The 25843-nt window shown below is 69.2% G+C and carries 27 protein-coding genes and 1 tRNA gene; 12 read left to right on the top strand and 16 right to left on the bottom strand.

Annotation, left to right across the window (positions count from 1 at the left end; genetic code table 11):
• Positions 1 to 120 precede the first annotated feature (120 nt).
• Positions 121 to 1455 carry an SMI1/KNR4 family protein gene (locus tag F4558_RS23545; RefSeq protein ID WP_167945998.1) on the bottom strand — a complete coding sequence of 445 codons (1335 nt, stop codon included), beginning with the start codon at positions 1453 to 1455 and terminating at the stop codon, positions 121 to 123.
• Between the two features lie 502 nt (positions 1456 to 1957).
• Positions 1958 to 2329: an ArsR/SmtB family transcription factor gene (locus F4558_RS23540; RefSeq protein ID WP_053659088.1), complete on the bottom strand. Its 372-nt coding sequence runs from the start codon at positions 2327 to 2329 to the stop codon at positions 1958 to 1960.
• Positions 2330 to 2484: 155 nt separating this feature from the next.
• Here F4558_RS23540 and F4558_RS31315 point away from each other — a divergent pair, with 155 nt between their 5' ends.
• The 6 genes from F4558_RS31315 (at position 2485) to F4558_RS23510 (ending at position 6935) form a co-directional block, all read left to right on the top strand.
• Positions 2485 to 2670 (top strand): hypothetical protein, encoded by a 186-nt coding sequence (locus tag F4558_RS31315; protein ID WP_197281625.1) that lies wholly within the window; start codon positions 2485 to 2487, stop codon positions 2668 to 2670.
• Positions 2671 to 3318: 648 nt separating this feature from the next.
• Positions 3319 to 3522 carry a transcription antiterminator/RNA stability regulator CspE gene (gene cspE / locus F4558_RS23525; RefSeq protein WP_043326981.1) on the top strand — a complete coding sequence of 68 codons (204 nt, stop codon included), beginning with the start codon at positions 3319 to 3321 and terminating at the stop codon, positions 3520 to 3522.
• A gap of 368 nt (positions 3523 to 3890) precedes the next feature.
• On the top strand, positions 3891 to 4172 hold the full coding sequence (locus F4558_RS23520) for a hypothetical protein (protein ID WP_245241353.1): 282 nt from the start codon (positions 3891 to 3893) through the stop codon (positions 4170 to 4172).
• A 120-nt stretch (positions 4173 to 4292) separates the two neighbouring features.
• A complete protein-coding gene (locus F4558_RS31775) occupies positions 4293 to 4736 on the top strand; it encodes a DUF6069 family protein (RefSeq protein WP_376767567.1) in 444 nt (147 codons plus the stop codon).
• Positions 4737 to 5150: 414 nt separating this feature from the next.
• Positions 5151 to 6377 carry a chymotrypsin family serine protease gene (locus F4558_RS23515; protein ID WP_167945996.1) on the top strand — a complete coding sequence of 409 codons (1227 nt, stop codon included), beginning with the start codon at positions 5151 to 5153 and terminating at the stop codon, positions 6375 to 6377.
• 482 nt (positions 6378 to 6859) lie between these two features.
• Positions 6860 to 6935: transfer RNA gene (locus F4558_RS23510), tRNA-Arg, on the top strand.
• 301 nt (positions 6936 to 7236) lie between these two features.
• On the opposite strand, the gene F4558_RS23505 is transcribed toward F4558_RS23510, so the two are convergent.
• The 9 genes from F4558_RS23505 to F4558_RS23465 form a co-directional block, all read right to left on the bottom strand.
• Positions 7237 to 8346 carry a GNAT family N-acetyltransferase gene (locus F4558_RS23505; protein WP_167945995.1) on the bottom strand — a complete coding sequence of 370 codons (1110 nt, stop codon included), beginning with the start codon at positions 8344 to 8346 and terminating at the stop codon, positions 7237 to 7239.
• A complete protein-coding gene (locus F4558_RS23500) occupies positions 8343 to 9578 on the bottom strand; it encodes an MFS transporter (protein WP_053659100.1) in 1236 nt (411 codons plus the stop codon). Before F4558_RS23500 ends, F4558_RS23505 begins: the two co-directional genes overlap by 4 nt.
• Positions 9575 to 9982: a thioesterase family protein gene (locus F4558_RS23495; protein WP_167945994.1), complete on the bottom strand. Its 408-nt coding sequence runs from the start codon at positions 9980 to 9982 to the stop codon at positions 9575 to 9577. Before F4558_RS23495 ends, F4558_RS23500 begins: the two co-directional genes overlap by 4 nt.
• 3 nt (positions 9983 to 9985) lie before the next feature.
• Positions 9986 to 11164 carry an acyl-CoA dehydrogenase family protein gene (locus tag F4558_RS23490; RefSeq protein ID WP_082377635.1) on the bottom strand — a complete coding sequence of 393 codons (1179 nt, stop codon included), beginning with the start codon at positions 11162 to 11164 and terminating at the stop codon, positions 9986 to 9988.
• A gap of 25 nt (positions 11165 to 11189) precedes the next feature.
• Positions 11190 to 12173 carry a 3-oxoacyl-ACP synthase III family protein gene (locus F4558_RS23485; protein WP_167945993.1) on the bottom strand — a complete coding sequence of 328 codons (984 nt, stop codon included), beginning with the start codon at positions 12171 to 12173 and terminating at the stop codon, positions 11190 to 11192.
• Between the two features lie 8 nt (positions 12174 to 12181).
• Positions 12182 to 13534 (bottom strand): aminotransferase, encoded by a 1353-nt coding sequence (locus F4558_RS23480; protein WP_209273375.1) that lies wholly within the window; start codon positions 13532 to 13534, stop codon positions 12182 to 12184.
• Positions 13535 to 13569: 35 nt separating this feature from the next.
• On the bottom strand, positions 13570 to 14307 hold the full coding sequence (locus F4558_RS23475) for an SDR family NAD(P)-dependent oxidoreductase (protein WP_167945992.1): 738 nt from the start codon (positions 14305 to 14307) through the stop codon (positions 13570 to 13572).
• A 12-nt stretch (positions 14308 to 14319) separates the two neighbouring features.
• Positions 14320 to 15324 carry a Fe(II)-2OG oxygenase family protein gene (locus F4558_RS23470; RefSeq protein WP_053659109.1) on the bottom strand — a complete coding sequence of 335 codons (1005 nt, stop codon included), beginning with the start codon at positions 15322 to 15324 and terminating at the stop codon, positions 14320 to 14322.
• 64 nt (positions 15325 to 15388) lie between these two features.
• A complete protein-coding gene (locus tag F4558_RS23465; RefSeq protein ID WP_053659111.1) occupies positions 15389 to 16633 on the bottom strand; it encodes an ATP-grasp domain-containing protein in 1245 nt (414 codons plus the stop codon).
• Positions 16634 to 16902: 269 nt separating this feature from the next.
• Here F4558_RS23465 and F4558_RS31770 point away from each other — a divergent pair, with 269 nt between their 5' ends.
• Both F4558_RS31770 and F4558_RS32005 read left to right on the top strand, forming a co-directional pair.
• Positions 16903 to 17076, top strand: coding sequence for a hypothetical protein (locus F4558_RS31770; RefSeq protein WP_167945991.1), 174 nt, complete (start codon positions 16903 to 16905; stop codon positions 17074 to 17076).
• 161 nt (positions 17077 to 17237) lie between these two features.
• Positions 17238 to 18443: a helix-turn-helix domain-containing protein gene (locus F4558_RS32005; RefSeq protein ID WP_053659113.1), complete on the top strand. Its 1206-nt coding sequence runs from the start codon at positions 17238 to 17240 to the stop codon at positions 18441 to 18443.
• A gap of 67 nt (positions 18444 to 18510) precedes the next feature.
• On the opposite strand, the gene F4558_RS23450 is transcribed toward F4558_RS32005, so the two are convergent.
• Positions 18511 to 18684 (bottom strand): hypothetical protein, encoded by a 174-nt coding sequence (locus tag F4558_RS23450; protein ID WP_167945990.1) that lies wholly within the window; start codon positions 18682 to 18684, stop codon positions 18511 to 18513.
• 328 nt (positions 18685 to 19012) lie between these two features.
• Between F4558_RS23450 and F4558_RS23445 the strand changes: the two genes are divergently transcribed.
• On the top strand, positions 19013 to 19282 hold the full coding sequence (locus F4558_RS23445) for a DUF6959 family protein (protein WP_167945989.1): 270 nt from the start codon (positions 19013 to 19015) through the stop codon (positions 19280 to 19282).
• A 104-nt stretch (positions 19283 to 19386) separates the two neighbouring features.
• Here the strand turns inward: F4558_RS23445 and F4558_RS23440 are convergent, their stop codons facing one another.
• Positions 19387 to 20115, bottom strand: coding sequence for an LPXTG cell wall anchor domain-containing protein (locus F4558_RS23440; RefSeq protein WP_167945988.1), 729 nt, complete (start codon positions 20113 to 20115; stop codon positions 19387 to 19389).
• Positions 20116 to 20312: 197 nt separating this feature from the next.
• Here F4558_RS23440 and F4558_RS23435 point away from each other — a divergent pair, with 197 nt between their 5' ends.
• A complete protein-coding gene (locus F4558_RS23435) occupies positions 20313 to 21248 on the top strand; it encodes a hypothetical protein (RefSeq protein ID WP_167945987.1) in 936 nt (311 codons plus the stop codon).
• A gap of 42 nt (positions 21249 to 21290) precedes the next feature.
• The gene (locus F4558_RS23430) at positions 21291 to 22187 is read left to right on the top strand and encodes a maleylpyruvate isomerase family mycothiol-dependent enzyme (RefSeq protein WP_053659121.1); all 897 of its coding nucleotides are present in this window, start codon (positions 21291 to 21293) and stop codon (positions 22185 to 22187) included.
• Positions 22188 to 22259: 72 nt separating this feature from the next.
• Here the strand turns inward: F4558_RS23430 and F4558_RS23425 are convergent, their stop codons facing one another.
• The 3 genes from F4558_RS23425 to F4558_RS23415 form a co-directional block, all read right to left on the bottom strand.
• On the bottom strand, positions 22260 to 23030 hold the full coding sequence (locus tag F4558_RS23425) for a hypothetical protein (protein WP_053659123.1): 771 nt from the start codon (positions 23028 to 23030) through the stop codon (positions 22260 to 22262).
• 384 nt (positions 23031 to 23414) lie between these two features.
• Positions 23415 to 24014 carry a ClpP family protease gene (locus F4558_RS23420; RefSeq protein ID WP_369814822.1) on the bottom strand — a complete coding sequence of 200 codons (600 nt, stop codon included), beginning with the start codon at positions 24012 to 24014 and terminating at the stop codon, positions 23415 to 23417.
• A gap of 135 nt (positions 24015 to 24149) precedes the next feature.
• On the bottom strand, positions 24150 to 24767 hold the full coding sequence (locus F4558_RS23415; RefSeq protein ID WP_376767564.1) for a helix-turn-helix domain-containing protein: 618 nt from the start codon (positions 24765 to 24767) through the stop codon (positions 24150 to 24152).
• A 55-nt stretch (positions 24768 to 24822) separates the two neighbouring features.
• Here F4558_RS23415 and F4558_RS23410 point away from each other — a divergent pair, with 55 nt between their 5' ends.
• Positions 24823 to 25836: a potassium channel family protein gene (locus F4558_RS23410; protein WP_053659128.1), complete on the top strand. Its 1014-nt coding sequence runs from the start codon at positions 24823 to 24825 to the stop codon at positions 25834 to 25836.
• Positions 25837 to 25843: the final 7 nt, after the last annotated feature.

Below are 25843 nucleotides of genomic sequence, written 5' to 3'. Positions count from 1 at the left end.
CGGCGTTCGAAGCCCGCTGCCCCTGTCGATCCGCTGCTCGCAGGAGTGCCGTCATGGCGGCAGATGCGTGCGCCTGGCCCCATCTTTCCTCGACACGAGGTGAGCAGCGCCGGCCGGCGATCAGAGCTGCATTGCAATGTCGATCACCTGGATCGGTTCCTGCTTCCAGGCCGCCAGCAGACCGTTGACCACCTCGACCGTGTCTGTCCAGCCGGCACGGCCACTCAGGCCGGCGGCCAGCAGGCTCGGAGGGACCTGCCCGGCACGCAGCAGTTGCTGCCAGCCCGCGACGTCGAGCCGCAGGTATTCCAGCGCGGGCAGCTCGCTGACGGCCGGAAGATTGGCGACGACGGCGGATTCGGTGACCACGGTGCGCAGCCGACGGTGGCCGGCCAGCGCGGACAGGTCAGCGGGCGCCGTTCCGGCCCTGACGTACAGCACCTCGGTCTCCGGCCGGACATCGGCGAGCGTCTTGCTGGTGCGCGATCCGACCCGTAAGAGCAGCCCGCCTTCCGGACCCAGCTTCGCCAGGGTGGCGGGCCGCTCGGTGAGCAGCTCAGTCAGCGAGGGCGCCAGCCAGCGGGCGCCGGCCGACTCTTCGTGGTCGACGAACAGCACCTGGCCGAACGTCCCCTGCGGCCCGGGGGCGAGGTCGATGACGTAGAGGTTTCCGCCGCCGTCGTCTCCGACGACGAACCATGCAGGCGAGGCCGCCAGCGGCTGCACCCGGCCGTGCGGGTCGGGTGCGACGACCTCGGTCGCGCCGTACGTCCAGGACAGGTATCGGGCCTGCGGTTCCAGGTAGGCTCGGGCGGCGGCGTCGGCCAGCGGCACGATTCGCATTCCATAAAAGCGTTCCTGGTCGGCAGGCTGCAGGACGAGGGTGCCCTCGGCTGCGGCGAAATAGAGCGCTCGGACGTCGTCAGGCAGCGCGACGCCGAGGTCCGCCTCCGCCCCGGCCACCTCCGACGGTTCGGCCGGCCGTGCGTCCGGCAGCAGATGTCGGACCAGCGCGTTGACGGTCGCCGCGTCGGCGCCGGCGGAAACGGCCACGTCGTAGCGGGTCGGCTCGCGGCGGTACGGCTCCGGGTGTGCTCCGGCGACCAGGTGCACGTTCTCCAGAAGATCGCTGCCCATCCCGAACGAAACCTGCGGCGCGCTCGGGACGATGCTCACCACCGCCGCCCCGGAGCGGGTCGTGACGCCGCGCACCGCGACGGCCTGTCCGCCGGTCAGCCCGGCCAGCGATCTGAGCATGTCCGTCGGCCGCTCACCTCGCTCCAGGCCCAGCCCGTGGAGGCGGTGGTCGCCGTCGTAGGTGATAGATCCGCCGAACGCGCCCGGGGCCATCGTGCCGCGGAACTCGGCCTCTGCTGCCTCGGGCGGCATGCTGCTGCGCAGCGCGGTGACGAACGGACGCCAGGCACCGGCCTGAAGCAACGTAGCGTCGATCATCGCCTGATCGTAGGCATCGGGTCGGACAACCCGACAGATTCTCCGGTTCGTTTCTCGTAGTCCCACCGCCCCTCACCCGCAGAACCTGCTCCGGGTGTGGTCCTGGGCTGGGAGAACAGGGATGCGGCTAGCGTGGGTGAACGCGGGGCCACCCCTTGCCACCCCAGGTCGCGAGACTGTGCCCTCGCGCCTCGTAGCTCAGGGGATAGAGCATCGGTTTCCTAACCCGACGCCCCGCGTGTAGCCGCAGGCTGATGACCTGCGGCTTCTCTCTTTTCGGGCCTCCTGCCCAGTCGCACGCGCGCGCCGCTGTGATCGCCTGCTGAAGATCAGCAGAGGGGTATAAACGCTGCTCAGTGCCACTTCTGCATGGCTCGCGGCCTCGCTGCTTCGGCGACGTCCGAGTGCCCCGCCGGCTCATGGCAGCCTCATGTCAGGTGTGGTCTCCGACCGAGCTTGTTGCCGAGAGTTGGCAACTGATCGACGGCGCGTCTGGCACTGGTCAGCGGGTCTTTTTCGTTGCTCGCGTGCGGGGTGGGGTCAGCAGGTCGGCGATCGCGGCGATGGCGGACGGCACGAGGCGGTAGTAGGCCCAGACGCCGCGCTTGTCACGCTCGAGCAGGCCGGCCTCGGTGAGGATCCGCAGGTGGTGGCTGACGGTCGGCTGGGAGAGTCCGAGGGGCGCGGTGAGGTCGCTGACGGATGCCTCCCCCTGCGGTGCGGACTGGATCAGGCTGAGCAGTCGCAGCCGGGCCGGGTCGGCGAACGCCTTGAGCACTCCCGCGAGCCGTTCGGCATCGGCGCGATCGATCGGCTCGCCGGCGAGGGGCGAGATGGCGGGCGTCGCACTCTTCATAGTTCCCACGTCGTGCATCGTTGCAGCTGACACCGTCGATCGGCTGGTGAACGAGGGCAGGATCACGGTGAGTTCGTGTGCGGGTCCACCGCTTCTGTCGTCTCGGCATGATGATCTACGGGTCGAGGGAGGTGTCTCGGGTCGCCGAGACCACATGGGTCACCCTGCGTCCGGTGCGGTTCATGCCGGACGACGTCGACGGTCGGGTGCTGTTCGGTGTGGACACCCGTAAGGCCGCCGGCGGTGCCGGTGAGGGTGTGGCGGCAGACTGGCCGGCCCGCTCCCGGCTGAGGTCGTCGGGCGATGAGCCGGCCGCCCGCCAGAGCGAGAGTCCCCCGTCCCCGGGTCGGTCCTGGTAGCCCGTACTCCTGCTTGTCGCATCTCTTCGCATCCCGGCCGTCGGCCGGGATGTTGCTGTTCGTGGCCGGCCGCCGGTGCCCGCGCGCGCGGGCACCGGCGGCCGGCAGGGTCCGACCATGGGCAGCGGCGGACGGACGACGTGGGTGCCGGGTGGCGCACCGCTCGTGGCGCCGACGACGTGGCGTTGTTGTCGGAAAAGATCACCGCTGCACGGGTGACCGCGCTGCGACACGCGGTCGCCGCGGCAGCCCGTTCGGCGCGGCCGGTGCCGGTTGCGGTGTGGAGGGCGTCGAGGACGGTGAGGAGGCCGCGCATCTCGTCGAGGGGAGCGGCGTCACCCACTGTGAGCGCGTCCACGATCGCCAGGCGTGCCGGGTTCGCCGAGCGCGGAGTGGATCCCGGCGCGCCTCCGCAGGGAAGCAAACTCAGTGGCCAGGTCCACACACCGCATCGGATCGACGACGGATCATGTGCTACGGTAACCGAGTTGCAGTTTTGATTTCCGTAGACGTTTTCCGGCGCCTGATGGGGCATCTGAAACCCATCCAGGCGCTTTTCGTTTTTCGTGTCGTTTCGACGCGGGTGATCAACGCGGCGGCGTAAGGGTCCGCACAGTGCGGCCTTTAACAGCCTGCGAAGGAGCAGACATGACCACAGGCACCGTGAAGTGGTTCAACGCCGACAAGGGCTTCGGCTTCATCAGCCCGGACGACGGCGGCGCCGACGTCTTCGCCCACTTCTCCGCGATCTCGGCGAGCGGCTTCCGCAGCCTCGACGAGAATCAGAAGGTGGAGTTCGACGTCACCCAGGGCCAGAAGGGCCCGCAGGCGGAGAACATCCGCCCGCTCTGATCCACATTCTGTGAGCGGCGGCCCGACTGGTTCAGCGGGCCGCCGTTCGGCGTCTCATGCGCTCACCACGCCATCGCGAAAACCGTCTGATCAGCAGAAGGCCGGTCATCTCGGTGTGGAGCCAGCTCAGCATTGGCCCCGTGCTCTCCTCCCTGGATCGATTCGGACCTCGGGCGCTAGTCTGCCAAGCATCGACCCTTATCTCTAACGAGCCGGATTCCGCCTCGCCGCCGGGCTGACGGTCGAGGCACGTACGGTCGCGGTCAGGTGGAGCACGCCATGATCGGACTCGACGCCTTACCTCCTGATGACGTTCAGACAGTCGGGACCCGGGGTGTACGGCGTTACATCCTGAAGGGTTGATGACTATGACGACGACCTACTCCGGTCCTGCGAGGCTGATCCTGGTCGACGGTGCCTGCATCTCCGGCATGGCTTCCCTCAGTACCAACTACCGCGGTGGACTCAACGGCTGGGGCGGCACGTTCCGTCCGGACGAGATCACGACAGACCTTCGCAACGCAGTCCAGGGGCTGCAATTGGAGCTGCCCTACGATCGGGTGGGGACAGTCGACGTCACCGGCATACGCAAGCTACTCGCCACGCAGGTATTGATGTCGTTGGTAGGCCGCGGACCCGCACCATTCTGATCGTACGCCGCTATATCGCCGCCCCGACGCGGTCAATCGGCACGGGGGCGCGGAGACCCTGGTCGAGACGCTGGTCGACGTGTTCCTGCACGGCGTGGTCGATCCTGCGTCCGCTGCCGCGTGAACCGCGGCCACCGAATCTGGGGTGTGGTCGGAGCCGTTGGCATGGCCGCAGCACTGTGGATGGTCGCCGTCCCGCAGCTGGGGCACCGGCTGACCGTCACCGGTGGGCCGCCCGGGCGGGAAAGACTGGAAATCGGTCTTACTCCGGTCGTGATCGCCGCGCTCGCCGCCGCCCTGGCTGGCTGGGCGCTGCTCGCTCTCCTGGAGCGGGTGCTGCCCCGGTCCGCGCGGCTCGTCTGGACGATCACCGCGCTCGGGGTCCCTGCTGGTGTCTTTTGCGCCCCTAACGGCCTCCGGTATGGACGTCGCGACCCGGGTCATCCTCGGTGCTCTGCACGTGGCGGTAGCGACCGTGCTGCTTGCGATCATGACCCGCACCGCCGCCCGCACCGCCCTCAGTACGGTCACCGACGCGTCGGACACGGACGAGATCAGCGCTGATGGCAAAGCGGGCATGGCTCACTTCGGACGATCGACAAAGCGTAGAAACCTCGATGATCATCTGAACGGGTCAGGCCCGCCCTGCTACCACCAGCAAGGGCGCGTCTCTACACCAACCAAATCAAGCCGGGCACCCCACGACTTTGCCGGGGCCCTGCGCCTGGCACACCCGCCAGGCCCGGCAACCGGGCCAGATATCGTCACCCCTGCCCGGCCAGCGGCAGGTAATCACCGCTCCGTCAAAGCGGGAAGCTCACATCGATGATGTGTGACCTGGCCCATCCTGTCTGGGTCGCCGCAGTGTGAACCATGCTGTCGAGTCCGCGTCGCAACAGGTGTCCACAAAGGAAGCGATCGTGTGATCGCTGGGTGGAACCGCCGGTTTCATTCTGGGCACCTTGGGAGATCGAACTTATGACAGTGACGTTGTCACGCGGCCGGAAGCCTGTCGCAATTGCGGCAGTCTTGACCGCGTTAGCCCTGACCACCGCGTTGGCCGTGCTCCCGGCTACCGCCAGCGAGGGCGAGGGCCAGGTTAAGGGCACCGGTACCGTTGCCGATAGCAGAGAATCAGATGGTTCAACGGCGGGTCTCGAGCACATGCGGCGGCAGCACCCGCTGGTTGAGGCGGCCAAAGCCATACGAATCGAGGTTGAGCGTCGCGGGTACGCTTCGCAGTACGCCAGCATCGTATTGCGCGATACCGACCATGTCGACCTGTATTGGAAGGGTGCGGTGCCGGCGACCGTGCGCCGCGTCGTGAACAAGGCGTCGGAGACAGCGCCAGTGCAGGTTCACTCGGCCGCGTACTCGATCGCCGAGCTGCGCAACGCCTCACGGCAGATCGAGGCGAACTGGCGGGGCGAACCCGAAGACCTGTACGCGATCAAGGCGCAGCCCGACGGCAGCGGCCTGATCGTTTCCGCCGCCGCGTCGGCGACCGCCGACCGTGCAGCTTCACTGCCGGACGTCGGTGTGTCACTTACGATCGTCGACGAGGGGCCCATCAAACAAACGATCGACCGCGGAACCGATATCCCTCCGTGGGCTGGAGGCGCAAGGATCGTAAACGCATACCGGGGGAATGGTAGTTGCACGTCCGGATTCGGTGTCCGCAACTCCGCGGGCGCCCAGTACATCCTGACCGCAGCACATTGTGGAATTCCCGGAGATCGATTCCAAAGTGGCACCGGCGCTCTCATCGGTTACATGGGGCCATGGCAACACGTGCACGACGTAGCACTGGTACCGACCTCGAGGGCCGACGCCTACATCTACTCCGGCTGCTACAACTGTGGTGACTCCAGGCCGGTCGGCCGCTGGGAGCACACCTTCGTAGGGGAGTACCTCTGCCAGTCCGGCCAGGCAACTGCCCGAGACACCGGCGACGAACTCTGCGACCTCATCGTGAGGGGTTTTCACACAGATGGCCGGGGTGCTGTCGAGGCGCAGCAGCGATCTGGCTTGCAAGGCTCTCGTCCCGGCGACAGCGGCGGGCCGGTGTACTCGATTCATGAGAACCAGGCGATCGCCAAGGGTACTACGATCGGCGTCGGAGTGAATCGCCCTTCTTTGATGATCTTCCAGGACTTCGCGACCGCATTCGAGGACTTTGGTGGCATCGTTCCAGTCACGTTTTAGGTCGCCCGCGATAACGGCCTGACCATTGGCCGAGCACTGAATGCCGTCGCCCGGGCGCATCCTGGGCGACGGCATTTCTTGTACCGCCGACGCAGGCTGCCCTGTTCTTCCGCGCCAGTTACACGCTGGTGATAACGGGGGGCGCGCGTCCGTCGAGCAAGGTGCATCGAGCCAGGTGTGGGCGATGCCGGCGCGAGCCGATGGGTGCCAGCGCAGCATCTGGCCACATGGCCTCCCGTAGCGCCGCGGCCCAGCCCAGCCGGTACCAGGATCAGGCGATTCGGGAGTAGGCCAGGGCCCCGGCAAAGTCGTGATCATATCCGGCTTGGGTTGACCAGAGTAGAAGCGCCTCGGTTGGCGGCAGCAAGACGGGCATCGCGTGTGGTCATCGGCCACCCCGGCCGGCCGAGACAGCGCAGGTCAACGCGGGCCACTCCCTGCCACCCCGGGTCAACCCGCAGGTCGCTAGACTAGGCCCTCGCGCCCTCGTAGCTCAGGGGATAGAGCATCGGTTTCCTAAACCGTGTGTCGCAGGTTCGAATCCTGCCGGGGGCACCAGTTCAGAGCCGTGACTAACGATCACTATCCCGCCTCCCGGGGCTTGCGTGCCCGATCGCGCCGCCGCTGACCTGCTCACGTCAACGCGGCCCGCAAACCGCCGCGCCGGCCCGGCCCGGCGCCGGCCTGCTGGTGACCTCCGGCTATCAGCCTCGACCGTCATCGTGGGACGTAGCCGGTTGCGGAGTGGACCAACAGGCGGAAGCTCATCGGAACGCGCCATGCCGCAGCGGAGCCAGCATCAGCCCTCCATCGGGAACAGGACAACGATGAACGTGGAGCAGCCCCGTACGTCGTCACCTCACCGTTGAACCTGCTCCATGCCCGGCCACCGGCGCAGCGCCCGCTCGGCCTCGTCGGTCATCGGCACCACCCAAGCGTCCCGTGGCCGGGTCACCGCCCGCCGATGCTGCTTGGTGGCGTCCGCCGAGATGGACAGGTCGATGCTGTCCACTCCCATCCGGTACGCCCACGCGATCGGCTGGTGGAAGACGGTCCCGAAGTACACGGGCGCGCCGTCGCTGGCGACCGCGTCGAAGCCGCCCTGCCGGATGTACGCCGACCGGCCGTGCCGGACGATGGAGGCGAAGGCGACGAGGCGGCCGTCGAGGTGTGCCCTTACCAGTAGGGCGTCCTCGCCGAGGTGCCGCAGGTAGGCCTCGTGCAGCGCCCGCGCCTCGGTGTGTCGGTAGTGGTGCCCGTACTTCTCGTACTGGTCGAGTTCCAGCGGCAGGATCTCGTCGAGATCGTCGGAGGTGAGGGGGCGCAGTTCGATGGTGACGCCCGCGTGGGCGAGTTTGCGTCGCTCGGCGTTGACGTTGGTGCGCCGCCGGTTGGGCATCGACGCCAGCCAGTCGTCGAAGCTGGTGCCCGGTAGGTGCAGCACGTTGAGGCCTGGGGAGGGGAGGCGGACGGCGCCGTGCGCGCGGAACGCGGCGGCCAGGTCCTCGTCGTCGCGATCGCAGTAGAGGGCAGCGAGGGTGGCCGCGCCGGCTGCGGCGGCGGCCTGCGCGGCGGCACCCACCACCTGGGTCAGCAGTGTCCGGCGACGCGGCGCGGGGGCGTCGCAGAGGATCTGGCTGTGCCCGGGCCGCCGGCCGCCGAGCAGGTAGTTGGGGAGTACGGCGGGACCGGTCTCCAGGTCGGCGTGGGCGGCGAGGAACAAATCGAGCCGGCTGGCGGCCCACGGGTTGTCGTCGGCGTCGAAACGGTAGGCGGGAGCGTACGCGGCGTGGCCTTCGTCCTGCGTCCAGGCGTGGAAGGAGGCGTTCGGGTGCGCGTCCTGCTCCACCCGCAGCCACCGTTCGTGCAGGTAGAGATCCTGGCTGGTGCGGATCAGCGCCCACACCGAGGGCGGCAGGTCGGCAAGGGAAGTGGTCGTGGTGGGGGGAGCCAACTGGTCGGTGGTCATGTCGCGGGCACCTTCTCTCGTGGGGTGGCCAGGGTCATGGCGGCCCCGGCGACCACGACGAGGGCGCCGGCGACCGGGAAGACGAGGCGGGACGAGCCGAACCCGCCGATGAGGCCGGCGAGCCCCGACCCCAGCGGCAGGCCGCCGAACGCGAACATCCGGTAGGCGGCCGTCACCCGGCCGAGCATCTCGTCGGGCACGGCGCGCTGCCGGTACGAAACGGTGACGACGCTGATCAGCACCACGGCGCCGGTGGCGACGACACCGAGGGCGACCAGCGGGACCTGATCGGTCACGGCGGGCACGGCGAGCCCGGCCGCCAGCAGCACTGCCGAGGCGGCGATGCAGCGGCGTACGGGATACCGACGGGCCAGAGCCGGCGAAGCCATGCTTGTGAGCAGGCCGCCGATGCCGCCGACGGCCAGCAGCAGGCCGTACCCGCCGGCGGTCAGGCCCAGCCCGCCCGGTTCCAGCGCCAGGATCGGCAGGGCCACGTAGTAGGCGGCGAAGCCGCAGTTCACGGCGCAGCCACCGAGGGCGTACGACAGCAGGGGCCGGTCCCGCCACAACACTGTCAGTCCGGTGCGCAATGCCCGGCCGACGCTCTCCCGGGCCGCCGGCGGCGGCACGTGCGGGATCCGCAGGCCGAGCAGGGCGGTGAACGCGGCGAGGTACAGCGCGCCGACGGCGCCGAAGGCGGCGGCCGTGGCCGCGCCGGCGAGCACGCCGCCCAGGGCTGGGCCGAGGAACCGGTTGGCGACCGTCTCGGTCGCCTGCAACCGGCTGTTCGCCGCCTCCAGCCGTTCACCGGGCACCACCCGGGGGGTGCTGCTGTGCAACGCCGTATCGAAGATCGTCTCGCAGACGCCCAGGGTCAGTGCCACCGCGGCGAGCGCCGCGATGCTGCCCCAGCCCGCGGTGAGCAGCACGGCGAGCAACGCGAGGACGGCGAAGCGTACGCCGCTGACCAGCAGCAGCAGGCGACGTCGGTCGACCCGGTCGACGAGCACGCCGACATGCAGGGAGGCGACCAGCCATGGCGCGCGGGCGGCCATCAGCACCAGGGCGACGCTGCCCGCGCCGCCGCCCAGGTGCAGGGCGGCGACGGGCAGGGCGACCTGGTAGATCCCGTCGGCGAGGGTGCCGGCGCCGAACGCGCCCCACAGCCTGGTGAACGGCCGGTTCCCCGTCGCCGTCGAGGGGGGCAGGGACGCCACCGCGGTGCTGCTCATCGCGCCACCGGCCCGGCGAGTGCCTTGCTGTCCAGCCGCTCGACGAAGCGGGCACGGTCCACCACCGCGCGGATGTGCTCGCCGGTGAAGACGACGTCCCGGTCGTCCTCGGCGGTCACCTCGAAGTGCAGCAGCTTTTTGTCGACCCGGGTGAGGCGGGCGTGCAGGCGTACCGTCCAGCCCTGTGGGGTGGCGGCCAGGTGGGTGGCGGTGTGGCCGTACCCGACGGTCATCTCGCCCTCGGCCAGGTGGTCCTCGACCACCCGCATGGCGGTGATCTCGGCCAGCCAGAGCAGCACCGGCGTGGCCAGTACCGGCAGGTCGTTACCCCAGTTCGTCGCGCAGTCGGCGGCCTGCACCACGTGGGTGTGGGTGGCGCTCGTCCCGACGTCGATCGGTCGCATCGTTCACCGCCCCCGGTTGCTCAGCATCTGGTTCAGGATGTTCTTGCGCTGCATCTCGGACGTCCCGCCCGCGATCAGGGTGCCCAGGGCGTCCTGGAGGTCGCGGGTGGTGTCGCCCCGCATGTAGCCGAGGTGCCCCCGCAGCCGCATCAGGTTCTGCGCGGACTCGACGAGCCCTTCGGAGCCGAGCAGCTTCGCCACCGAGCAGCGCAGCGAGGCCTGCGGGTCGCGGCGCACCAGAGCCTCGATGCCGGCGAGGGCGAGGGCCCGGGACACCTCGATCGCGATGCGGATGTCGGTGAGCCGGCCTTGCACGTACTGGTGGTCGATGATCGGACTGCCGAATGCCTGCCGCTCCCGGGTGTAGCGCACCACCTCGTCCAGGCGGGGCTCCAGGTACGCGGCGGCGACCAGGCCGTACAGCGCGCGGTCGAAGCTGATGATGTCGTACAGGGTGGACAGTCCGTCGCCGGGCCGGCCGAGCACCGCTTCCGCCGGCAGGCGCACGTCGTCGAGGTGCAGCGCCCCGGTGGGGCTGGTCCGCAGCCCCAGCAGCCGCTCCGGGTCACCCCGGCGTACACCGGGGCTGTGCAGGTTCAGCACGAACAGGGTGATGTCCCGGCGACCCAGTTCCGGTACCCGGGCCAGGATGAGGGCCCGGTCGGCGACGGGGGCGTTGGTGATGTGGTCCTTCGAACCGGACAGCACCCAGCCGTCGCCGTCGGCTTGGGCCTGGGTTCGGATCCGGGCGACGTCCGAGCCGCCCTGGGTCTCGGTGAGCGCTGTCGCGCCGACCGCGCCGTTGAGCAGCGACGGCAACACGGTGCGGTGGTGCCAGGCGGTGCCGTGCTCCACCAGGGCGCGGACGAAGCCGGCGTGGGCGATCAGCGAGAGGGTGAAGCCCAGGTCGCGGCCGCCCCGGGCGATGTCGGCCAGGGCCTCGGCGAGGTCGAGCCAGCTACCGCCGTCGCCGCCGAGCGAGGGCGGTACGCCGATCCGCCACAGCCCGTGGTCGGCCATGTCCCGCCAGGAGACGCGGTCGAGGATCTCGGCGTCGTACGCGTAGGCGGCGCGCGGTGACACGCATCGGGCGGCGATCCGGTTGAAGTCGACGGCTGGGCGTGGGGTTGCCGGCTCCTGGCGTACGCCGGGGGTGGCCTCGGGCATGAGGGTGATGGTCATCGGGACTCCGGTCGGTTGTGGATGGTCAGTACCAGCGCAGGACGACGGTTCCCGCGGTCATGCCGCCGCCGACGGAGGCGAGGACGACGATGTCGCCACGGCGCAGCCGGCCCGCTGCCACCGCCTCGTCGAGGGTGATCGGTACGGAGGCGGCGGCGGTGTTGCCGTACCGTTCGACGGTCGTCGGCACCTTCTCGCGGGGCATGCCGAGGCTGTGGGCGACCGCGTCGATGAGCCGGGCGTTCGCCTGGTGGGTGATGAGCAGGTCGACGTCGGCCACACCGAGTCCGGCCACCGCCAGCGCCTGCTTGATGGAGACCGGCAACGCGGTGGTGGCGAAGTCCCAGACCCGTGGCCCGTCCATCCGGAAGTAGTGCCGGCGGGCGGCGACCGTCTCGGCGCTGGCCGGTTCGGTCGTACCTCCGGCGGGGATGCCCACGACGTCCCGTTGGGTCCCGTCGGTGGTCAGGTGCGAGCCGAGGATGCCGTACCTGTCCGGCACCTGGCCGAGGACGACGGCGCCGGCACCGTCGCCGAAGAACACGCACGAGGTGCGGTCCTGGTAGTCCAGGATCTTGCTGTAGACCTCGCAGCCGGTGACGAGCATCCGCCGGTACTGGGCGGAGGCGCACATCAGGCCATGGGCGACGGCCACCCCGTAGACGAACCCGGCGCAGACCGCCGAGACGTCGAACGCCGGCCCGGTCATCAGACCCAGTTCCGCCTGCACCCGGCACGCGGTGGCCGGCTGAACCTGGTCGGGCGAGGAGGTGGCGACGACGAGGCCGTCGATCTGTTCGGTGCTCAGACCAGCCGCCGACACGGCACGCCGGGCGGCCAGGATGCCCAGGTCGGAACTGCTGGTGTCGGTCGTGGCGCGGCGGCGTTGCCGGATGCCGGTGTGCGAGACGATCCATTCGTCGCTGGTGTCGACGATTCGCGCCAGGTCGTCGTTGGTGACGACCTGCTCGGGCAGGTACGCGCCCGTGCCCAGGATGCCGATGCCCATGCCCGCCCCTACTCCGCCGCACCCGCGGGCTCGACGTGGCGGGCCCGGCGGAACCGCTCGTACGCGGTGGCCAGCCGGTCGACCATGCGTTCCAGTTCGTCGTCGGAGCTGATCAGCGGCGGGGCGAAGACCATGGTGTCGCCCATGGCCCGCAGCAGCACCCCTTCGGCGGCGGCGGCCTCCAACAGCGCCGGCCCGACCTGCCCGGTGCCGAGGCCGAAGAACGCCGGATCGACCTCGACGGCGCCGAGCAGCCCGTACGCACGGACGTCGCGGATGCCGTCGGCGCCCCGGAACTTGTCCAGCGCGTTGGCCAGGACCGTGCCGGCGGCCCGGACCCGGCCGGGGATGTCCCGCTCGCGGAGGATGGCGATCGTCTCCCGGGCGACGGCCGCGGCGACCGGGTGGCCGGAGTAGGTGAAGCCATGCCCGAAGGATTGGAACTCCTGCGAGCCTTCGGCGAGCGCGGCGCAGACCCGCTCGCCGACCAGCACCGCCGAGATCGGCAGGTACGCCGAGGAGAGCCCTTTGGCTACGGTGATCAGGTCCGGGCGCAGGTCGAACTCGGTGGTGGCGAACATCGAGCCGGTACGGCCGAAGCCGGTGATCACCTCGTCGGCGATGAACAGGATGTCGTGGCGGGCGAGGACCTCCTGTACCCGCTGGTAGTAGCCGGCCGGGGGGATGATCAGGCCGCCCGCGCCGAGGATGGGCTCGCCGATGAACGCGGCGATGGTCTCCGGTCCCTCCTCGGCGATCAGCTCCTCGAGCTCCTGGACCAGCCAGTCGACGTGGCGTTCCGGGCCGAGGTCCCGGGCGACCGGCGAGAGCGGGTCCGGGCAGTGCACCCGGAGGAAGCCGGGAATCGGGGTGCCGAATCCGGCGTGGATGTGGCTGAGCCCGGTGGCGGAGGCGGCGGCCGTGGTGGTGCCGTGGTAGCCGCACCGGTGCGACAGGATCTTGCGGCGTTGCCGCCGTCCCAACGCCTGGTGGTAGTACCAGGCGAACTTGATGGCGCTGTCGTTGGCCTCGGATCCGGAGTTGGCGAAGAAGGTGCGTCCCATCGGGATCGGGGCGATGTCGGCGATGTCCTCGGCGAGGGCGAGCGCGACGTCGTTGGTGCGGTGGTTGAACGAGCCGTAGAAGGGGAGTCGGGACAACTGCCGGGTGGCGGCCTCCACGAGCCGCGGCTCGCTGTAGCCCAGCGTCACGCACCACAGGCCGGCGACGCCGTCGAGGTATGCGCGGCCGTCGGTGTCCCAGACGGTGACGCCCTCGCCGCGGGTGATGACGTGGGGTGCGGAGGGCAGGTGCACGGGGGTGTGCGGTTCCAGCATGGTGGCACCGAAGGATTCGCTCATGACACTCCTGTCGGGAGGCGGGAGTCGGCGGGCGGTCAGCGACCTCCGCCGACCTCCAGCACGGAACCGGTGATGTACGAAGAGGCGTCGGAGAGGAGGAACCAGACCGCCTCGGCTACCTCGTCCGGTGTGCCGATGCGGCCCAGGGGCACGGTCGGGCGCAGCAGTTCCGGCCGCTGCGGCACACCGTTGTCCCGGTGCAGGTCGGTGTCGATCAGGCCGGGGGCGACCGCGTTGATCCGGATCCGTTCCTCGGCGAGTTCCCGCGCCGCACCCCAGGTGTGTGCGTTGACGGCCGCCTTGAGTGCGGCGTAGTGGACCCATTCCCCCGTTCCACCGGTACGGGCGCCGGTGGAGGAGACGTTGACGATGCGGCCGCCGACACCACCTCGGCTGACGGCCATCCGGCGGGCCGCCTCACGGGTGCACAGCAGCACGCTGCGCAGCACGGTGCGGTACGCCAGGTCGGCCTGGTCCATCGTCAGGTCCATCACGGTGGCCAGGCCACCGGTGCTGGAAGCGTTGTTGACGAGCGCAGTCAGCGGCCCGAGCCGGTCGACGGCGGTGTCGAAGAGCCGGCGTACGTCCTCTTCGACGGAGACGTCGCCGCGGACCGCGACGGCGTCGCCACCCTTGTCCCGGATCTCGGCGGCCAGCGCCTCGGCGGCCCCACTACTACGCAGGTAGTTGATGCAGACGGGCATTCCCGCGCTCGCGGCCCGCCGGGCCACGGCTGCGCCGATCCCGCGCCCAGCACCGGTGACGATGAGCATGGTTGGCCTCACTCACCCGTTCACGACGCCGTACCGGTCCTCCAGGAAGAACTCCTCGAAGGCCTGCAGGCTGTAGACGTTGTGGGTCTTGAGCAGCCACCGGTGCCGCAGCGACTCGACGTCGCGGATCTCGCGTACCTCGCGGCCGTGGATGACGTGGTGGTTGGAGAAGGTGACCGAGTCGCCGGGCCGGGACACCCGCAGCTTCTTGCGCCGGTGCAGCGCGGCGACGAATGCGTCAAGCGCTGCCTGCGCCTCCTCGTCCAGGCCCTCGGTACGCCCTTCGAAGACCTTGGCGCCCTGTCCCTCGATCAGCACCGGGTGGTCCTTGGCTCGGCCGAGCCGGACGTTCGCGCTGTGCTTGGAGACGTCGTCGAAGGGGGTGTAGAAGCGCGGCGAGGAAAGGATCTCGACCTGCCTGTCGGTCAGCTCCTCGACAGCGTGTCGGGTGACGGTGAAGGTGGAGTAGACCTCGTTCTCCGGGGTGTCCCGCAGGGTCAACGTGTTGACGAAGTCGGGGCAGACGAAGTGGTTGGTGAAGTCGCGGTGGAATCGCAGGGTGCCCAGCGTCTTCTGCGACTGGGTGTCGTACATGGACTGCTTGGGGTAGATGTCGTGGAACAGGTCGCCGTCGTTGACGCTGAGGTGACCGATGATCTCGGTGCGGGTGAGCACGGCGTACAGGCCCAGGAAGCCCTCCGCGACAAATGTCTTCTTGCGGCTGCGCTTCTCGGACACCGGGTCGTCGGAGGTGAAGACCGGCAGGTCCCTGTCGATCGGCGCGTTCCCGAGCACGACGAACGGCTCGCGGGAGAAGTCGCGCAGCATGGACATTTCACAGAATTCGACGAATCGGGCGGGCAGCCGGGTGTCGTCCTTGAGCCGGGCAAGCTCGTCGAGGTAGGTGGTGATGTCGCCGTACGGGCTGGCCGTCACGTCGCGCAGGGCGTCGTGCAGGCCGGCCGACTCGGCCGGGGTGAAGACGAAGTCGTAGTCGATGAATTCGGGCTCGGCCATGGTGTTCTCCCAGTCAGGTGTCGGCCTCGGCGGCCGGGTCGGGTGGGGTCGGCTCTTCGGGCGGTCAAGCCGCAGTGGTGAGAGGCTGGTGTTTGTCCAGGCGATACAAGTCCTTCCGCAGTTCCTCGATGTCGTCGTTCCAGAGCAGGACGGAGGCGGCGAAGTCACGGATGTCGCTGGCGGCCGTGGTGAGCTCGCCCACCTCGACATTCCACGTCCAGCGGTGATCGGAGCCCAGGTCGACGGCAGTCCTGTCGACCACCCGCCCACCGGGCTTCGGGAAGTACACGTAGGCGGCGTACGGGCCGCGGCGCGTCGGCACATTGAGCTGCTCGCCGCGTTGCAGGCGGAACAGCGCCTCCTCGACGTTGACGCCGTAGCGGATCTCACTGGTGAAGGGGATGAGGGCCGCGGGGGCCCGGGCTGCGATCTCGAGGAAGACCAGCTCGCCGTCGGGCTGCCGGAACACCTCGTGGTGGAACACGCCCCGGGCGGGCTTGTCGGGCAGCGCGTCGAGGACCCGGCGGTTGAATGCCAGCAGCGGCTCGTACGCCGGGTCGTCCTCGGGCAGGGTGAAGCTGCAGCTCAGTTTGCCGGCGATGTAGTCGTAGCAGGGGTAGAGGTTCTCGTTGACCCCGACGTGCAGGATGCGGCCGTCCTGGACCAGGCTGTCCAGGTGGTAGAGGGTCCCGGTGACGAACTCGTCGATTTCCCACCCGCCGGGGGCGTCGTCGCCGAGCCGTTCGGTGGCCCACTGGGCGAGGTCGGCGCGGGTGTCGATCCGGCGGGTGCCGACGCTGCCGGACTCGTTCGTGGGCTTGACGAAGGCGGGCAGACCCACCTGGTTGACGATGTGGTCGAGGTGGGCCTGCGGGTCAGCCCGGTGTGCCTCGGCGTCCCAGGCCACATGCCGGGGCAGGCGTACGCCGGCGTCGCGGAGCGCGGCCTTCATGGCGAGCTTGTCGACGAAGGGCTGGACGTTGTGCGGGAGATCGCCGGGGATGCCGAGCCGGGCCCGGACCTGCGCGACGGTGCCAAGTGAGTACTCGTCATGGCAGAGCAGGCGAATGTCGTCCCGTTCGGAGGGTGCCAGCGCGTCGCGGATAGTGGTGACGGCCTCGGTCAGACCGTCGGTGTCGAACCGTTCGGGTACGACGATGTGGGCGAAGACGTCCGATCGGTTGCGGCGGCGCAGCCGGTCGAGGTTGACCGGGCTGGTGATCAGCGCGAGACGCCGGTGCGGGCGGGCCAGCAACGCCGGATCGATGCGGAAGGACGCCACGTCCTGGACGACGATGTCTGTTCGCACGGGAACTCCTCATCCGTGACGATCGCGTGGTGGATCACGCGATTGCGGGTGACCGCATCGATCGGCGGTCGTCTCTTCGGATAGGAAGCTAGGCCCCGTCGCTTCGCCTTGTCAACATTTGGCAATGAGCAAGTCAAGACGAGTCAAGATTCTTTTCGTTCCGGCTTGCCGGACACGGGGGGTGGACTTACGGTGGCGCTTGGCAACCCCCGGTCGGGCCGGCAGATCCGCCGGCCTGTTGTCCCGCCGACCCACATTGCGAGGAGCACATGACACCGAAACTGCCGATCGGCCTTATGTTCTGCCTCCTTCTGCTGCTGGCAGCCGCAGGCCCTGCCGCCGCCGCCCACGCGGTGCGGCCCGCGCCCGCCGCGTCCGTCGATGTGGTGCAGATCCATCCAGGCGTCGACGGCGTCGCCGACGGCGACATCGACTGGCCTTGATCGACTTCGGGGCCGGCCGCTTCGGAAATGTGCGGTATGGTGCGGCCGGCCCTTCGCTCGACCCGTCCTGGTGGCAGACCTTTGACAAGGTCTTTCCAATTAGGCAACACTTCAAGCACGAGAGCGGCAGGGGGAGACGCCAGGTAGAAGCAGGTGAGACGTTGACTGACCCACTGGAGCAACCGGAGTTCGGCCAGCGGCTGCGCGCGCTGCGCCGGGAACGCGGCCTGTCCCAGGCCGACGTGGTCGGGCCGGGGATGTCGGCGGCGTACCTCTCGCGGCTGGAGTCCGGCGCCCGACCGCCGACCGCCCGGGCCATCCAGTACCTCGCCGAGAAGCTGAAGGTGCCGTCGTCGGCGTTCGGCGCCGAGCAGTCCGACGACCTCAGCACGGTGCTGGCGACCGTCACCTCCAGCGAGGACGGCAACACCGTGGAGCCGATCATGTCGGCGGTACAGGCGGACGGCCAGGCCCAGGCAGCCACCCGCTGGCACGCCCTGTGGATCCTCGCCCGGCTCCAGATCAAGCAGGGACGGCGCGCCGAGGCCCTCAAGACCCTGGAGGCCCTGGCCGAGCTCAGCACCGAGGTGGCGTCACCGGAACTGGAGATCCGGGCCCGCAACCAGTTGGCCCGCTGTCACCGCTCCCTCGGCGACGTCGCCGCGGCCCGTGCCAACGCGCTCCAGGCACACGCCCTGGTCGCCGCGCACGAGGTCCCCGCCTCCGACATGGCCCGTACGCTGATGACCCTGGTGTCGATCGAGGCCGAGTCCGGCCACTCGGCCGAGGCCCACGTCCACATCACCATGCTGGAGTCGATCATCCCGGAGCTGCCGGTGGTGTTGCGCGTGGAGGCGTTGTGGACCACGGCCTCGGCCCTCACCAGGGAGGGCGACCACAAGGGATCCGCCGAGCTGATCGAGCGGGCCCTCGACGAACTCGACAGCCGCGACGACCTCACCCTGTGGCTGCGGCTGCGACTGGCCGCGGCTTCCCTCTACCTGCAGATGCGCCAGCCCGCCACCCAGGAGGCGCAGTGCCGGCTGGCCCAGGCGGAGAGCGCCCTCGACCTGGTCGGCACCCCCCGCCTCGCGGAGGAGTTCGCCTTCCTCCAGGCGCTGCTCGCCTTCCATCAGGGCGACCTGGAGGTGGCGGGGGAGCGCAGCGAGGAACTGGCCGGCCGGACCCGCTACCTGTCCTTCCGTGACCGGATCCGGCTCGACCTGCTGCGTAACCAGGTGCGGCTGATCCGCGGAGACCGGGCCGCCGCCATCACTGAACTCCGCAGCCTGGCCACGCAGGCGCAGGACGCGGGCTATCGCGACCTGGCCACCGAGATCTGGCGTACGCTCGCCGACCTGCTCTGATTCCCGCCGGGGCGCCCGACGGGGACGGCCCCGCGCCCGGCCGAAGCGGGAGCGCGGGGCCGGCGGGTCAGCGGACCAGCGCTGTCACCAGCGTCCCGATGCAGGCGACGATGGCGGCGATGATCGGACTGAGCGTCTTGACGTACGCCAGGATGATCCGGTGCCTGTCGGACTGCTCGGCAACGGGTTCGTCCTCGTCCCCTGGTGTCTCGAAGTCTGACCCGCGAGGGATTACAGTCAACGTGACTCCTTCCGTTGCAGCGGTGGAGTCGAATGCGGCGTCCGGTGGCAGCCGGGCGCCGCCCTCTGTGTGAGGCGGCGCAGTACCGTTCGACGATTCGAGCATCCTCTCGGCGGACGGCTAGCACAAGAGTCGACATTTCACTGTCGGGTACCTGACAAGCAGATGCATCATATCGAGAAAATTTCGGTGCTACCTCTTGCCAAATGCAATTTTCCGTGAAGCTGTTCTACCGAGCGTGACTGCACTGAAGCGGATGGTGAGCAGGCGGACGGTCCGGTCCGGCGGACAGCTAGCCGCGTTGCGGGTAGTACTGGATCCTGATCGGATGAGCCAGGAGCAAGCGCGGGTGCTGACCCGTGGTGTCAACTGTGCAGTCGTGCAGCTGGTGGGCCGAACATTTCCCGGCATCCATCTGCAGGGCGACACGTTCGCAGGGATCTGGACGCAGCTGGCCGACGCAGCTCGTACCCTGCGCGAGGACCCCGGTAACGGCGAGGCTCTCGACGACCTGGACTACGCCATCGAAGAGCTGAAGGGCTTCCTCGGCTATTACGAGGCGACGCTCTCGGAGCGAGGGATCCGGCGGCCGTATTGACGAGGGCGGTCACCGTGGCACGGTTCCCGGCGCAAACACGAAACGACCCCCGCCGAACACAGCGCCCGGCCCACGAAGCATCGGGCCGGGCGCTGTCGATCGGGCTATGCCACGAAGCGGGAACGGCGTCGGCGTCCGATGAGGTAGCCCGCCCCTCCGAGGAGCAGAAGCGCGCCGCCAACGCTGGCCACGGTCGCGGTGTCGGCACCGGTCACAGGCAGCCCACCGCCATCGCCGCCCGAGGCGCCCGCGCTGTCGGAGGACGAGGGGGTCGGTGCGACGGTCGTCGTGGCGCTCGGTGAGGCGGATGGCGTCGGCGTCGGCTGGGACGTCGGCGTTGGCGTCGGCTGAGCCGCGCAGTCAAGCGCACGTGCGGCGTACACGCCGTCGTTCAGGTAAGCCAGGAAGGCCTCGACGGTGCCCGTGTCGAGCGTCTTCTGCGCGGCTGCCCGCACGTTGACGCCAGCGCCCGTCATCGTCTGGCCCACACCGATCCGCAGATCCGTTGTCCAGATCCTCTGCGCGTCCGTCTTGAGGAACGCGCGGAGATCATCTGAGGTGCCGTTGAGTCGCTCCTGCAGTGCTCCAGGCAGAACGGTCAACTTGTTGGTGTCTGCCTCGTGCAGGATTCGGGCGGCCAACAGCCGCACCTCCACGATGGCGGCGGTGTCCAGGTCGATTGTGTAAAGCGAGCGGATGTCCTTGTACACCTTGCGCTCGACCGTCTGGCAGGCCGCATCCAGCCCGGGCGATTGGGCTTGAGCCACCGCCGGTGCCGCCGGAATCAGAAAGGCCAGCGCTAATAAGGCGCTGGCCGGGGTCTTCCATCGCATGTGTGTTTCCTCCCCCGCTACAGATCAAAACATGGGGATATTACAGGCCGTGGGATGAAAAGCAAGATGGATTGACGTCCTGGAACGCGGCCGTGACCGTCCACTGCCGACTGAGCATTCTCGGAGATGCACGGGAATCGCTTTGAGTGACATCATCACCGCGCACAGTCATCAGGGGGCTGACAAAGGAGAGATGGATGACGGAAACGCGCACCACAGCAAGCCAACAGGTTTCGAGCGTCTCCGGTGATCCTCGACCCCAGCGCAACGGCGTCATCATCGCGGCCAGCGTCGCGGCTGGTGTCCTGCTGGCGGTGCTGTGGTCCTACGAGTTCGTCGACTCGGTCATCGGTGACAACGTCGCCAGCGGCCTTCTCGGTCACGACGCGAAGGAGACCGCGATCGCCGGTACCGCCGCCGGCCTGATCTTCGCGTTCGTGTCGGGCCTGGCGGGCACGTTCACCGCCTGCAACATCGCGATGATCGCGTCGATCGGGCCGCTCAGCGCGGCCAGTAGCGGCACCAGCGCCCGGCTCCGTCTGCTGTTGCGGCCGGTCGCCTACCTCACCCTGGGGATGGTCGTCGTCGCCGCGGTGTACGGGTTCGTCGGAGTCCTGCTGGGGGACAGGCTTCCGCAGTTGTCGACCGAGACCGCAGGCGGGGTGCCGGTTCGCATCATCCAGTCGTCGGTGGTGTTCGGCCTCATCGGGTTGGCCCTCATCTACCTCGGGTTGGCCGCGATCAAGGTGGTGCCCGACCTGTTCGCCGATCGTCCGGTCGCGCGGGTGGTGACCCTCGGCGCGCTCATCGGCGGGTTCCTCATCGGCCGGCCCTATCCGTTGTTCAACAAGCTCTTCCACTGGGCGGTCGACAGCGGCAACCCGTTGTACGGCTCAGCCGCGTTCGTCCTCCAGTCCCTCGGCAACATCGTCGTGGTCACCGCGCTGTTCGCGCTGCTGATCCTCCTCACCCGGGGTCGGTTCATCACCTGGCTCGCCTCCGACGTACGGCGCAGCACGGCGCTCAGCGCAGCCCTGCTCATCGCCCTCGGCGTCTTCACCGTCGTGTACTGGGACATCCGGGTGCCTGCCATCTTCGGCTTCGGCTGGTTCCCGACCATGTTCTACAACTGACACCTGCGCCATCAGGGGCACAAGCGATGAAGCGAGGGCTCGATGTTGTTCGACGTGACTGGCGCAGGCGCTGCGGACAGGTGGCGCCTGGCCCACACGGCACTGCGGGCGGCCACCGATCGGTTCACCGATTTGGTGGCCGCCGCGCCGTCGCCAGAGCTCATGGTGACCGCCGACTGGACGGTGGCGGACACGGCGGCGCACGTGGTGTCGATAGCGGTGCTGTACGTGGCAAGGCTGGAGGACGCCGAGGTCCCCATCCCGGTGCCGGGCCTGGAGGACATGCTGGCCGTCACGAACGTCGACACGGTGGCCGACGTCAACACCCACGTGCTCGCCCATTTCCGTGAGCGCGACCCGGCGGTACTGCTGGCGCGGTTGAACGCGGCGGTCGACGGTCTGCTGGCCACGACTGCTGACCCGCAGTCGACGGTGAGCTGGCTGGGCAACGCGCGGGTGACGGTCGGTGGTCTGTTCGCCCACCTGACGAACGAGCTGCTCGTGCACGGCTGGGACATCGCACGGGCATTGCGTCGGCAGTGGCCGATGCCGGACGAGCACGCCGCGCTCTACTGGGATCTGTTCATGTTCGACATGCTGCGTGACACGTACGGGGTGTTGCTCAACACCGAGCTGCCGATGCCTCGCCACCACGTGTCCGTGCAGTTCCGTTCGCCGTACACGACGACCACGACGCTGACGCTTGGCGACCGTAGGGTGTGGATCGCGCCGGCCGATGGCCCGTTCGACGCGCGTGTGACATTCCGTCCCGCCAGGTTCAACCTGATGATGTTCGGCCGGATCAGCATCGCGCAGGCGGTGCTGCGGCGCGACGTCGTCATCGGTGGGCCGAGGCCGTGGCGGCTGCCCGCGTTCCTCCGGGTGGTGCACATGCCCAATGGGCGGCTCGCGCCCAAGCCAGCAGATCGGCGCGGTTGATCGCGCCTCGACAGCCTGCTGACGCGACGGTGCCCTCCGGAGTGAGATCCGGAGGGCACCATTTCCGTCTGATCAGAGGAACTTGTACATCTCCTCGGAGGCCGCCTCGGTCTCGTTGGCCGGCGGGGCCTTCACGGTGACCGGTTCGCCGAAGCCACTCATCTTCATCTCGGTGACGAGGTCACCGACGCTCTTCGTGGCGATGGTGTAGGACAGCGCGGTGAGCCGGCCCTCGCTGTCGAGGGTCGCCTCGAACGGGATCGCCGCCGGGTCCTTGGCCAGTTTGGCGGTCGCCTCGAGGCCCTCGCGCATCCCGCCGTCCGAGCCTGCCGTTTCGGCTGCCTTGTTCAGGTCGGCGACACCGGTGTAGCGGCCGGGGCTGACCTCCTGGGCGCTCACGACGCCGCCGATGATGCCGGTCTGCGCCTTGAGGTCGAACGACTGGCGCATGGTGCTGGTCGGCTTGAGCTTGTTGAGGTCGATCTTCATCCACGGCTTGCTGCCGTCCAGCGAGTCCGACTTGATGTAGGCGACGTCGCCGATCAGGCGGGCCTCGACCGGCTCGGGGGCGTTCCCGGTGACCTGGATCGCCTTGGCGGTGGGGTCCATCTTTCCGCTGAGGGTGATGTTCTGGTTGCCAGCCTTGACCGAGGCGTCCATGGTGACCGTGTTGGTGAGGCTGCGGTCCATTCCCTGCCGGATGGCAGCGACGGGCTCGACCTTCGACGTCTCGGGGGCGGCGGCGGAAGGCGCGGACCCTCCGGTGTCACTGGAAGTCGTGCCGCAGCCGGCCACGAGGGCGGCGGTGATGGCAATCGAGAGGGTTGGGATCAGTCGACGCATAGACGTGACCCTAACGGGGCGGTGCCACAGGATTTTCGCGGGTCCGGCGCCTGAGGTGTCGTGGCTGCGGGATCGCGGGCCGGATCGGCGGTGCCTCTCGCATTTGTGTTCGTGCGTGTAACGGGAATTTGCGGAAATGCGCTGCGGCTCGATGGCAGGCCCCATTCCCGCCGCTGGGAATAGGGTCGTCGGTATCGAGGGCCCGGCGGCGAAGGCCTGTCAGTAGCTGTTGGACGCGGATCGAGGGGGTCGCGTCCGGCATCGGCGACGCTCACCGTCGTACCTTCCGGGTTGGGTGCCAGGCCCGCGTTGACCTGCCGTGACCGGTGCGGGTTGCTTGTCGCGGTGGCGGCCGGCGGGACCATCGCCGGCCGCCACCGCGAGTCAGAGCGCCGACATCTGATCAGCTCTGGTGATCACCTGGTCGATGAGGCCGTACTCGCGGGCCTGAGCGGCAGTGAACCAGCGGTCCCGGTCCCAGTCGCGTTGGATGTCGTCGAGGGGCCGTCCACTGTGCTGGGCGATCAGCTCCTGCATGGTCCGCTTCACGTGCAGCATGTTCTCCGCCTGGATGGTGATGTCCGAGGCGGTGCCACCCATCCCGCCGGACGGCTGGTGCATCATGATCCGCGAGTGTGGCAGCGCGTACCGTTTGCCGGCCGCGCCCGCGCAGAGCAGGAACTGCCCCATCGAGCCGGCGAAACCAAGCGCCAGCGTGGCGACGTCGTTGCGGACGTAGCGCATCGTGTCGTAAACGGCCATCCCGGCACTCACCGACCCGCCCGGCGAGTTGATGTAGAGGAAGATGTCCCGGTCGGCGTCCTCGGCGGCGAGCAGCAGGATCTGCGCGCAGACCCGGTTGGCCGACTCCTCGGTCACCTCGGTGCCGAGGAAGATGATCCGCTCCCGCAGCAGCCGCTCGAACACCTGATCACCGAAGGACGGTTGCGCACCGTCCAGCATTCGCACGCCGTACCCCATCATTGGCCGCCGCCTTTCGCCGCTGCCGGCGGGCGGCGGGACCGCCCGGTGGACCGGCCCCTCCAGCGTGCGACCGGGCACCGTCGTGGCCCAGGGATTCTGCCGCCGGCAGATGCGCCGACGGCAGAACGACGCGGCCTACGCGACGGTCAGCCGCCGCGAGCCAGCCCCGGCGCACGCCCAACCCAACCGAGCGGGGGTACGCGGGCCGGGGCGCAAGCCGCCAGCGGAGGCGGTCGGCCCGACACGCAGGGTCGGCCCGTTCGCCCCGGGCCCGTGCTCCACGATCGGCCTGCCCGTCCGCACTGTGTGCTGGCCTGCGGCGCGTCGGGCCACCTCGACGCGGCCCTGGCGCGTCAGCGCGGCCCGTGGTGCGGTCGGGATGCGCGGCTCGACCCGGCGCAGGTCGTCGCGGGCCTGCTCCAGCAGGTCGGACAAGCGGATGCCGAGCGCTCGGCAGATCGCCGCGAGCACCTCGGAGGAGGCTTCCTTGCGGCCCCGCTCGACCTCGGACAGGTAGGGCACCGAGACGCCGGCGGACGCGGCCACCTCGCGCAGCGTGCGGCCCTGGCTCTGGCGTAGGCGGCGGAGCACCCCGCCAATCACTCGTCGCAGCAACGACATGCCGGCCTCACTTCCGCGGTCGTCGTCGGGGAACAGACCCCATTCTGCCCGTCCGCGGCCGTCTCGACCGCCCCGTGCGGGTTCGTCGAGCGCGCCCGGTTGCGCGCTGCGCAGCCGGGGCGTGCGGATCACGACATAACCGCTATGTTGTGGTCGTGCAGGCGACGGTGGTGGAGCAGGTTCGACGGTGATCCATTTTCCCGCTCAGCGGCGGGGCCCGCTCAGTGCGCTGAGCCTGCGGCTCGCTGCCGCCCTGGGCCTCGTCTTCGCCGTGGTCGCCGCCGTCTATCTGGACCGGGACGGCTACCGCGACATCAACGAGGACGGCCTCACCCTGCTCGACTCGTTCTACTACGCGGTCGTGTCGCTCTCCACCACCGGCTACGGCGACATCACGCCGGCGTCGCCGTCGGCCCGGCTGGTCAACGTCCTCTTCATCACCCCGGCCCGAGTGCTCTTCCTGATCATCCTGGTCGGCACCACTCTGGAAGTCCTGACCGAGCAGTACCGGACCGGCCGTCGCCTGTCGCGGTGGAGGAGAACCGTGAAGGACCACGTCATCATCTGCGGCTACGGCACCAAGGGCCGCAGCGCGGTCAACGCCCTGATGGAGAACGGGCTGGACCGGTCGAGGATCGTGGTGGTGGAGCGCAACGGCGCCGCCCTGCGGCAGGCCACCTCCGCCGGGTTGGTGGCCATCGAGGGGTCGGCCACCCGCTCGTCGGTGCTCAACGAGGCGCACGTCCGCAACGCGAAGGCAGTGATCATCGCGACCGACAGCGATGACGCCTCCGTGCTCGTGGCGCTTACCGTACGGCAGCTCACCGCCGGTCAGGTCCGGATCATCGCGGCGGCCCGGGAGGCGGAGAACGCCCCGCTGCTCAAGCAGAGCGGCGCCCACCATGTGATCGTCTCCTCGGCGACCGCGGGCCGGCTGCTCGGCCTGTCCACCTCGGCGCCGCCGCTTATCGACGTGGTGGAGGATCTGCTAACCCCGGGCCAGGGCATGGCGCTGGCGATGCGCTCGGCGGAGCGGAGCGAGGTGGGCCGCTCGCCGCGCGAGCTGGAGTCGTTGGTGATCGCCCTGGTGCGCCGGGGCAAGGTGGTGAGCCTGGCCGACCAGGCGGGCGCCGTGATCGAGACCGGCGACATGCTTGTGCACGTGCGCGACGATCGCCCTCAGGCCAGCACCACGGCCTGACCGCCGC

Source organism: Micromonospora profundi (assembly GCF_011927785.1).
Taxonomy (GTDB): Bacteria; Actinomycetota; Actinomycetes; order Mycobacteriales; family Micromonosporaceae; genus Micromonospora; species Micromonospora profundi.
The sequence above is the reverse complement of the archived record's forward strand: the minus strand, read 5'-3'. Positions and strand labels throughout refer to the sequence as shown.

Excerpts from the sequence above, each read along its gene's own strand:
- F4558_RS23515 (WP_167945996.1), top strand. The coding sequence starts at position 5,151 with ATGACAGTGACGTTGTCACGCGGCCGGAAGCCTGTCGCAATTGCGGCA.
- F4558_RS23435 (WP_167945987.1), top strand. The coding sequence starts at position 20,313 with ATGACGGAAACGCGCACCACAGCAAGCCAACAGGTTTCGAGCGTCTCC.
- F4558_RS23495 (WP_167945994.1), bottom strand. The coding sequence starts at position 9,982 with ATGCGACCGATCGACGTCGGGACGAGCGCCACCCACACCCACGTGGTG.
- F4558_RS23475 (WP_167945992.1), bottom strand. The coding sequence starts at position 14,307 with ATGCTCATCGTCACCGGTGCTGGGCGCGGGATCGGCGCAGCCGTGGCC.
- F4558_RS23430 (WP_053659121.1), top strand. The coding sequence starts at position 21,291 with ATGTTGTTCGACGTGACTGGCGCAGGCGCTGCGGACAGGTGGCGCCTG.
- F4558_RS23545 (WP_167945998.1), bottom strand. The coding sequence starts at position 1,455 with ATGATCGACGCTACGTTGCTTCAGGCCGGTGCCTGGCGTCCGTTCGTC.
- F4558_RS23470 (WP_053659109.1), bottom strand. The coding sequence starts at position 15,324 with ATGGCCGAGCCCGAATTCATCGACTACGACTTCGTCTTCACCCCGGCC.
- F4558_RS23480 (WP_209273375.1), bottom strand. The coding sequence starts at position 13,534 with ATGAGCGAATCCTTCGGTGCCACCATGCTGGAACCGCACACCCCCGTG.
- F4558_RS23505 (WP_167945995.1), bottom strand. The coding sequence starts at position 8,346 with ATGACCACCGACCAGTTGGCTCCCCCCACCACGACCACTTCCCTTGCC.
- F4558_RS31770 (WP_167945991.1), top strand. The coding sequence starts at position 16,903 with ATGACACCGAAACTGCCGATCGGCCTTATGTTCTGCCTCCTTCTGCTG.
- F4558_RS23485 (WP_167945993.1), bottom strand. The coding sequence starts at position 12,173 with ATGGGCATCGGCATCCTGGGCACGGGCGCGTACCTGCCCGAGCAGGTC.
- F4558_RS23440 (WP_167945988.1), bottom strand. The coding sequence starts at position 20,115 with ATGCGATGGAAGACCCCGGCCAGCGCCTTATTAGCGCTGGCCTTTCTG.
- F4558_RS23420 (WP_369814822.1), bottom strand. The coding sequence starts at position 24,014 with ATGATGGGGTACGGCGTGCGAATGCTGGACGGTGCGCAACCGTCCTTC.
- F4558_RS23490 (WP_082377635.1), bottom strand. The coding sequence starts at position 11,164 with ATGACCATCACCCTCATGCCCGAGGCCACCCCCGGCGTACGCCAGGAG.
- F4558_RS23445 (WP_167945989.1), top strand. The coding sequence starts at position 19,013 with ATGAGCCAGGAGCAAGCGCGGGTGCTGACCCGTGGTGTCAACTGTGCA.
- F4558_RS23500 (WP_053659100.1), bottom strand. The coding sequence starts at position 9,578 with ATGAGCAGCACCGCGGTGGCGTCCCTGCCCCCCTCGACGGCGACGGGG.
- F4558_RS23520 (WP_245241353.1), top strand. The coding sequence starts at position 3,891 with ATGACGACGACCTACTCCGGTCCTGCGAGGCTGATCCTGGTCGACGGT.
- cspE (WP_043326981.1), top strand. The coding sequence starts at position 3,319 with ATGACCACAGGCACCGTGAAGTGGTTCAACGCCGACAAGGGCTTCGGC.
- F4558_RS23425 (WP_053659123.1), bottom strand. The coding sequence starts at position 23,030 with ATGCGTCGACTGATCCCAACCCTCTCGATTGCCATCACCGCCGCCCTC.
- F4558_RS23540 (WP_053659088.1), bottom strand. The coding sequence starts at position 2,329 with ATGCACGACGTGGGAACTATGAAGAGTGCGACGCCCGCCATCTCGCCC.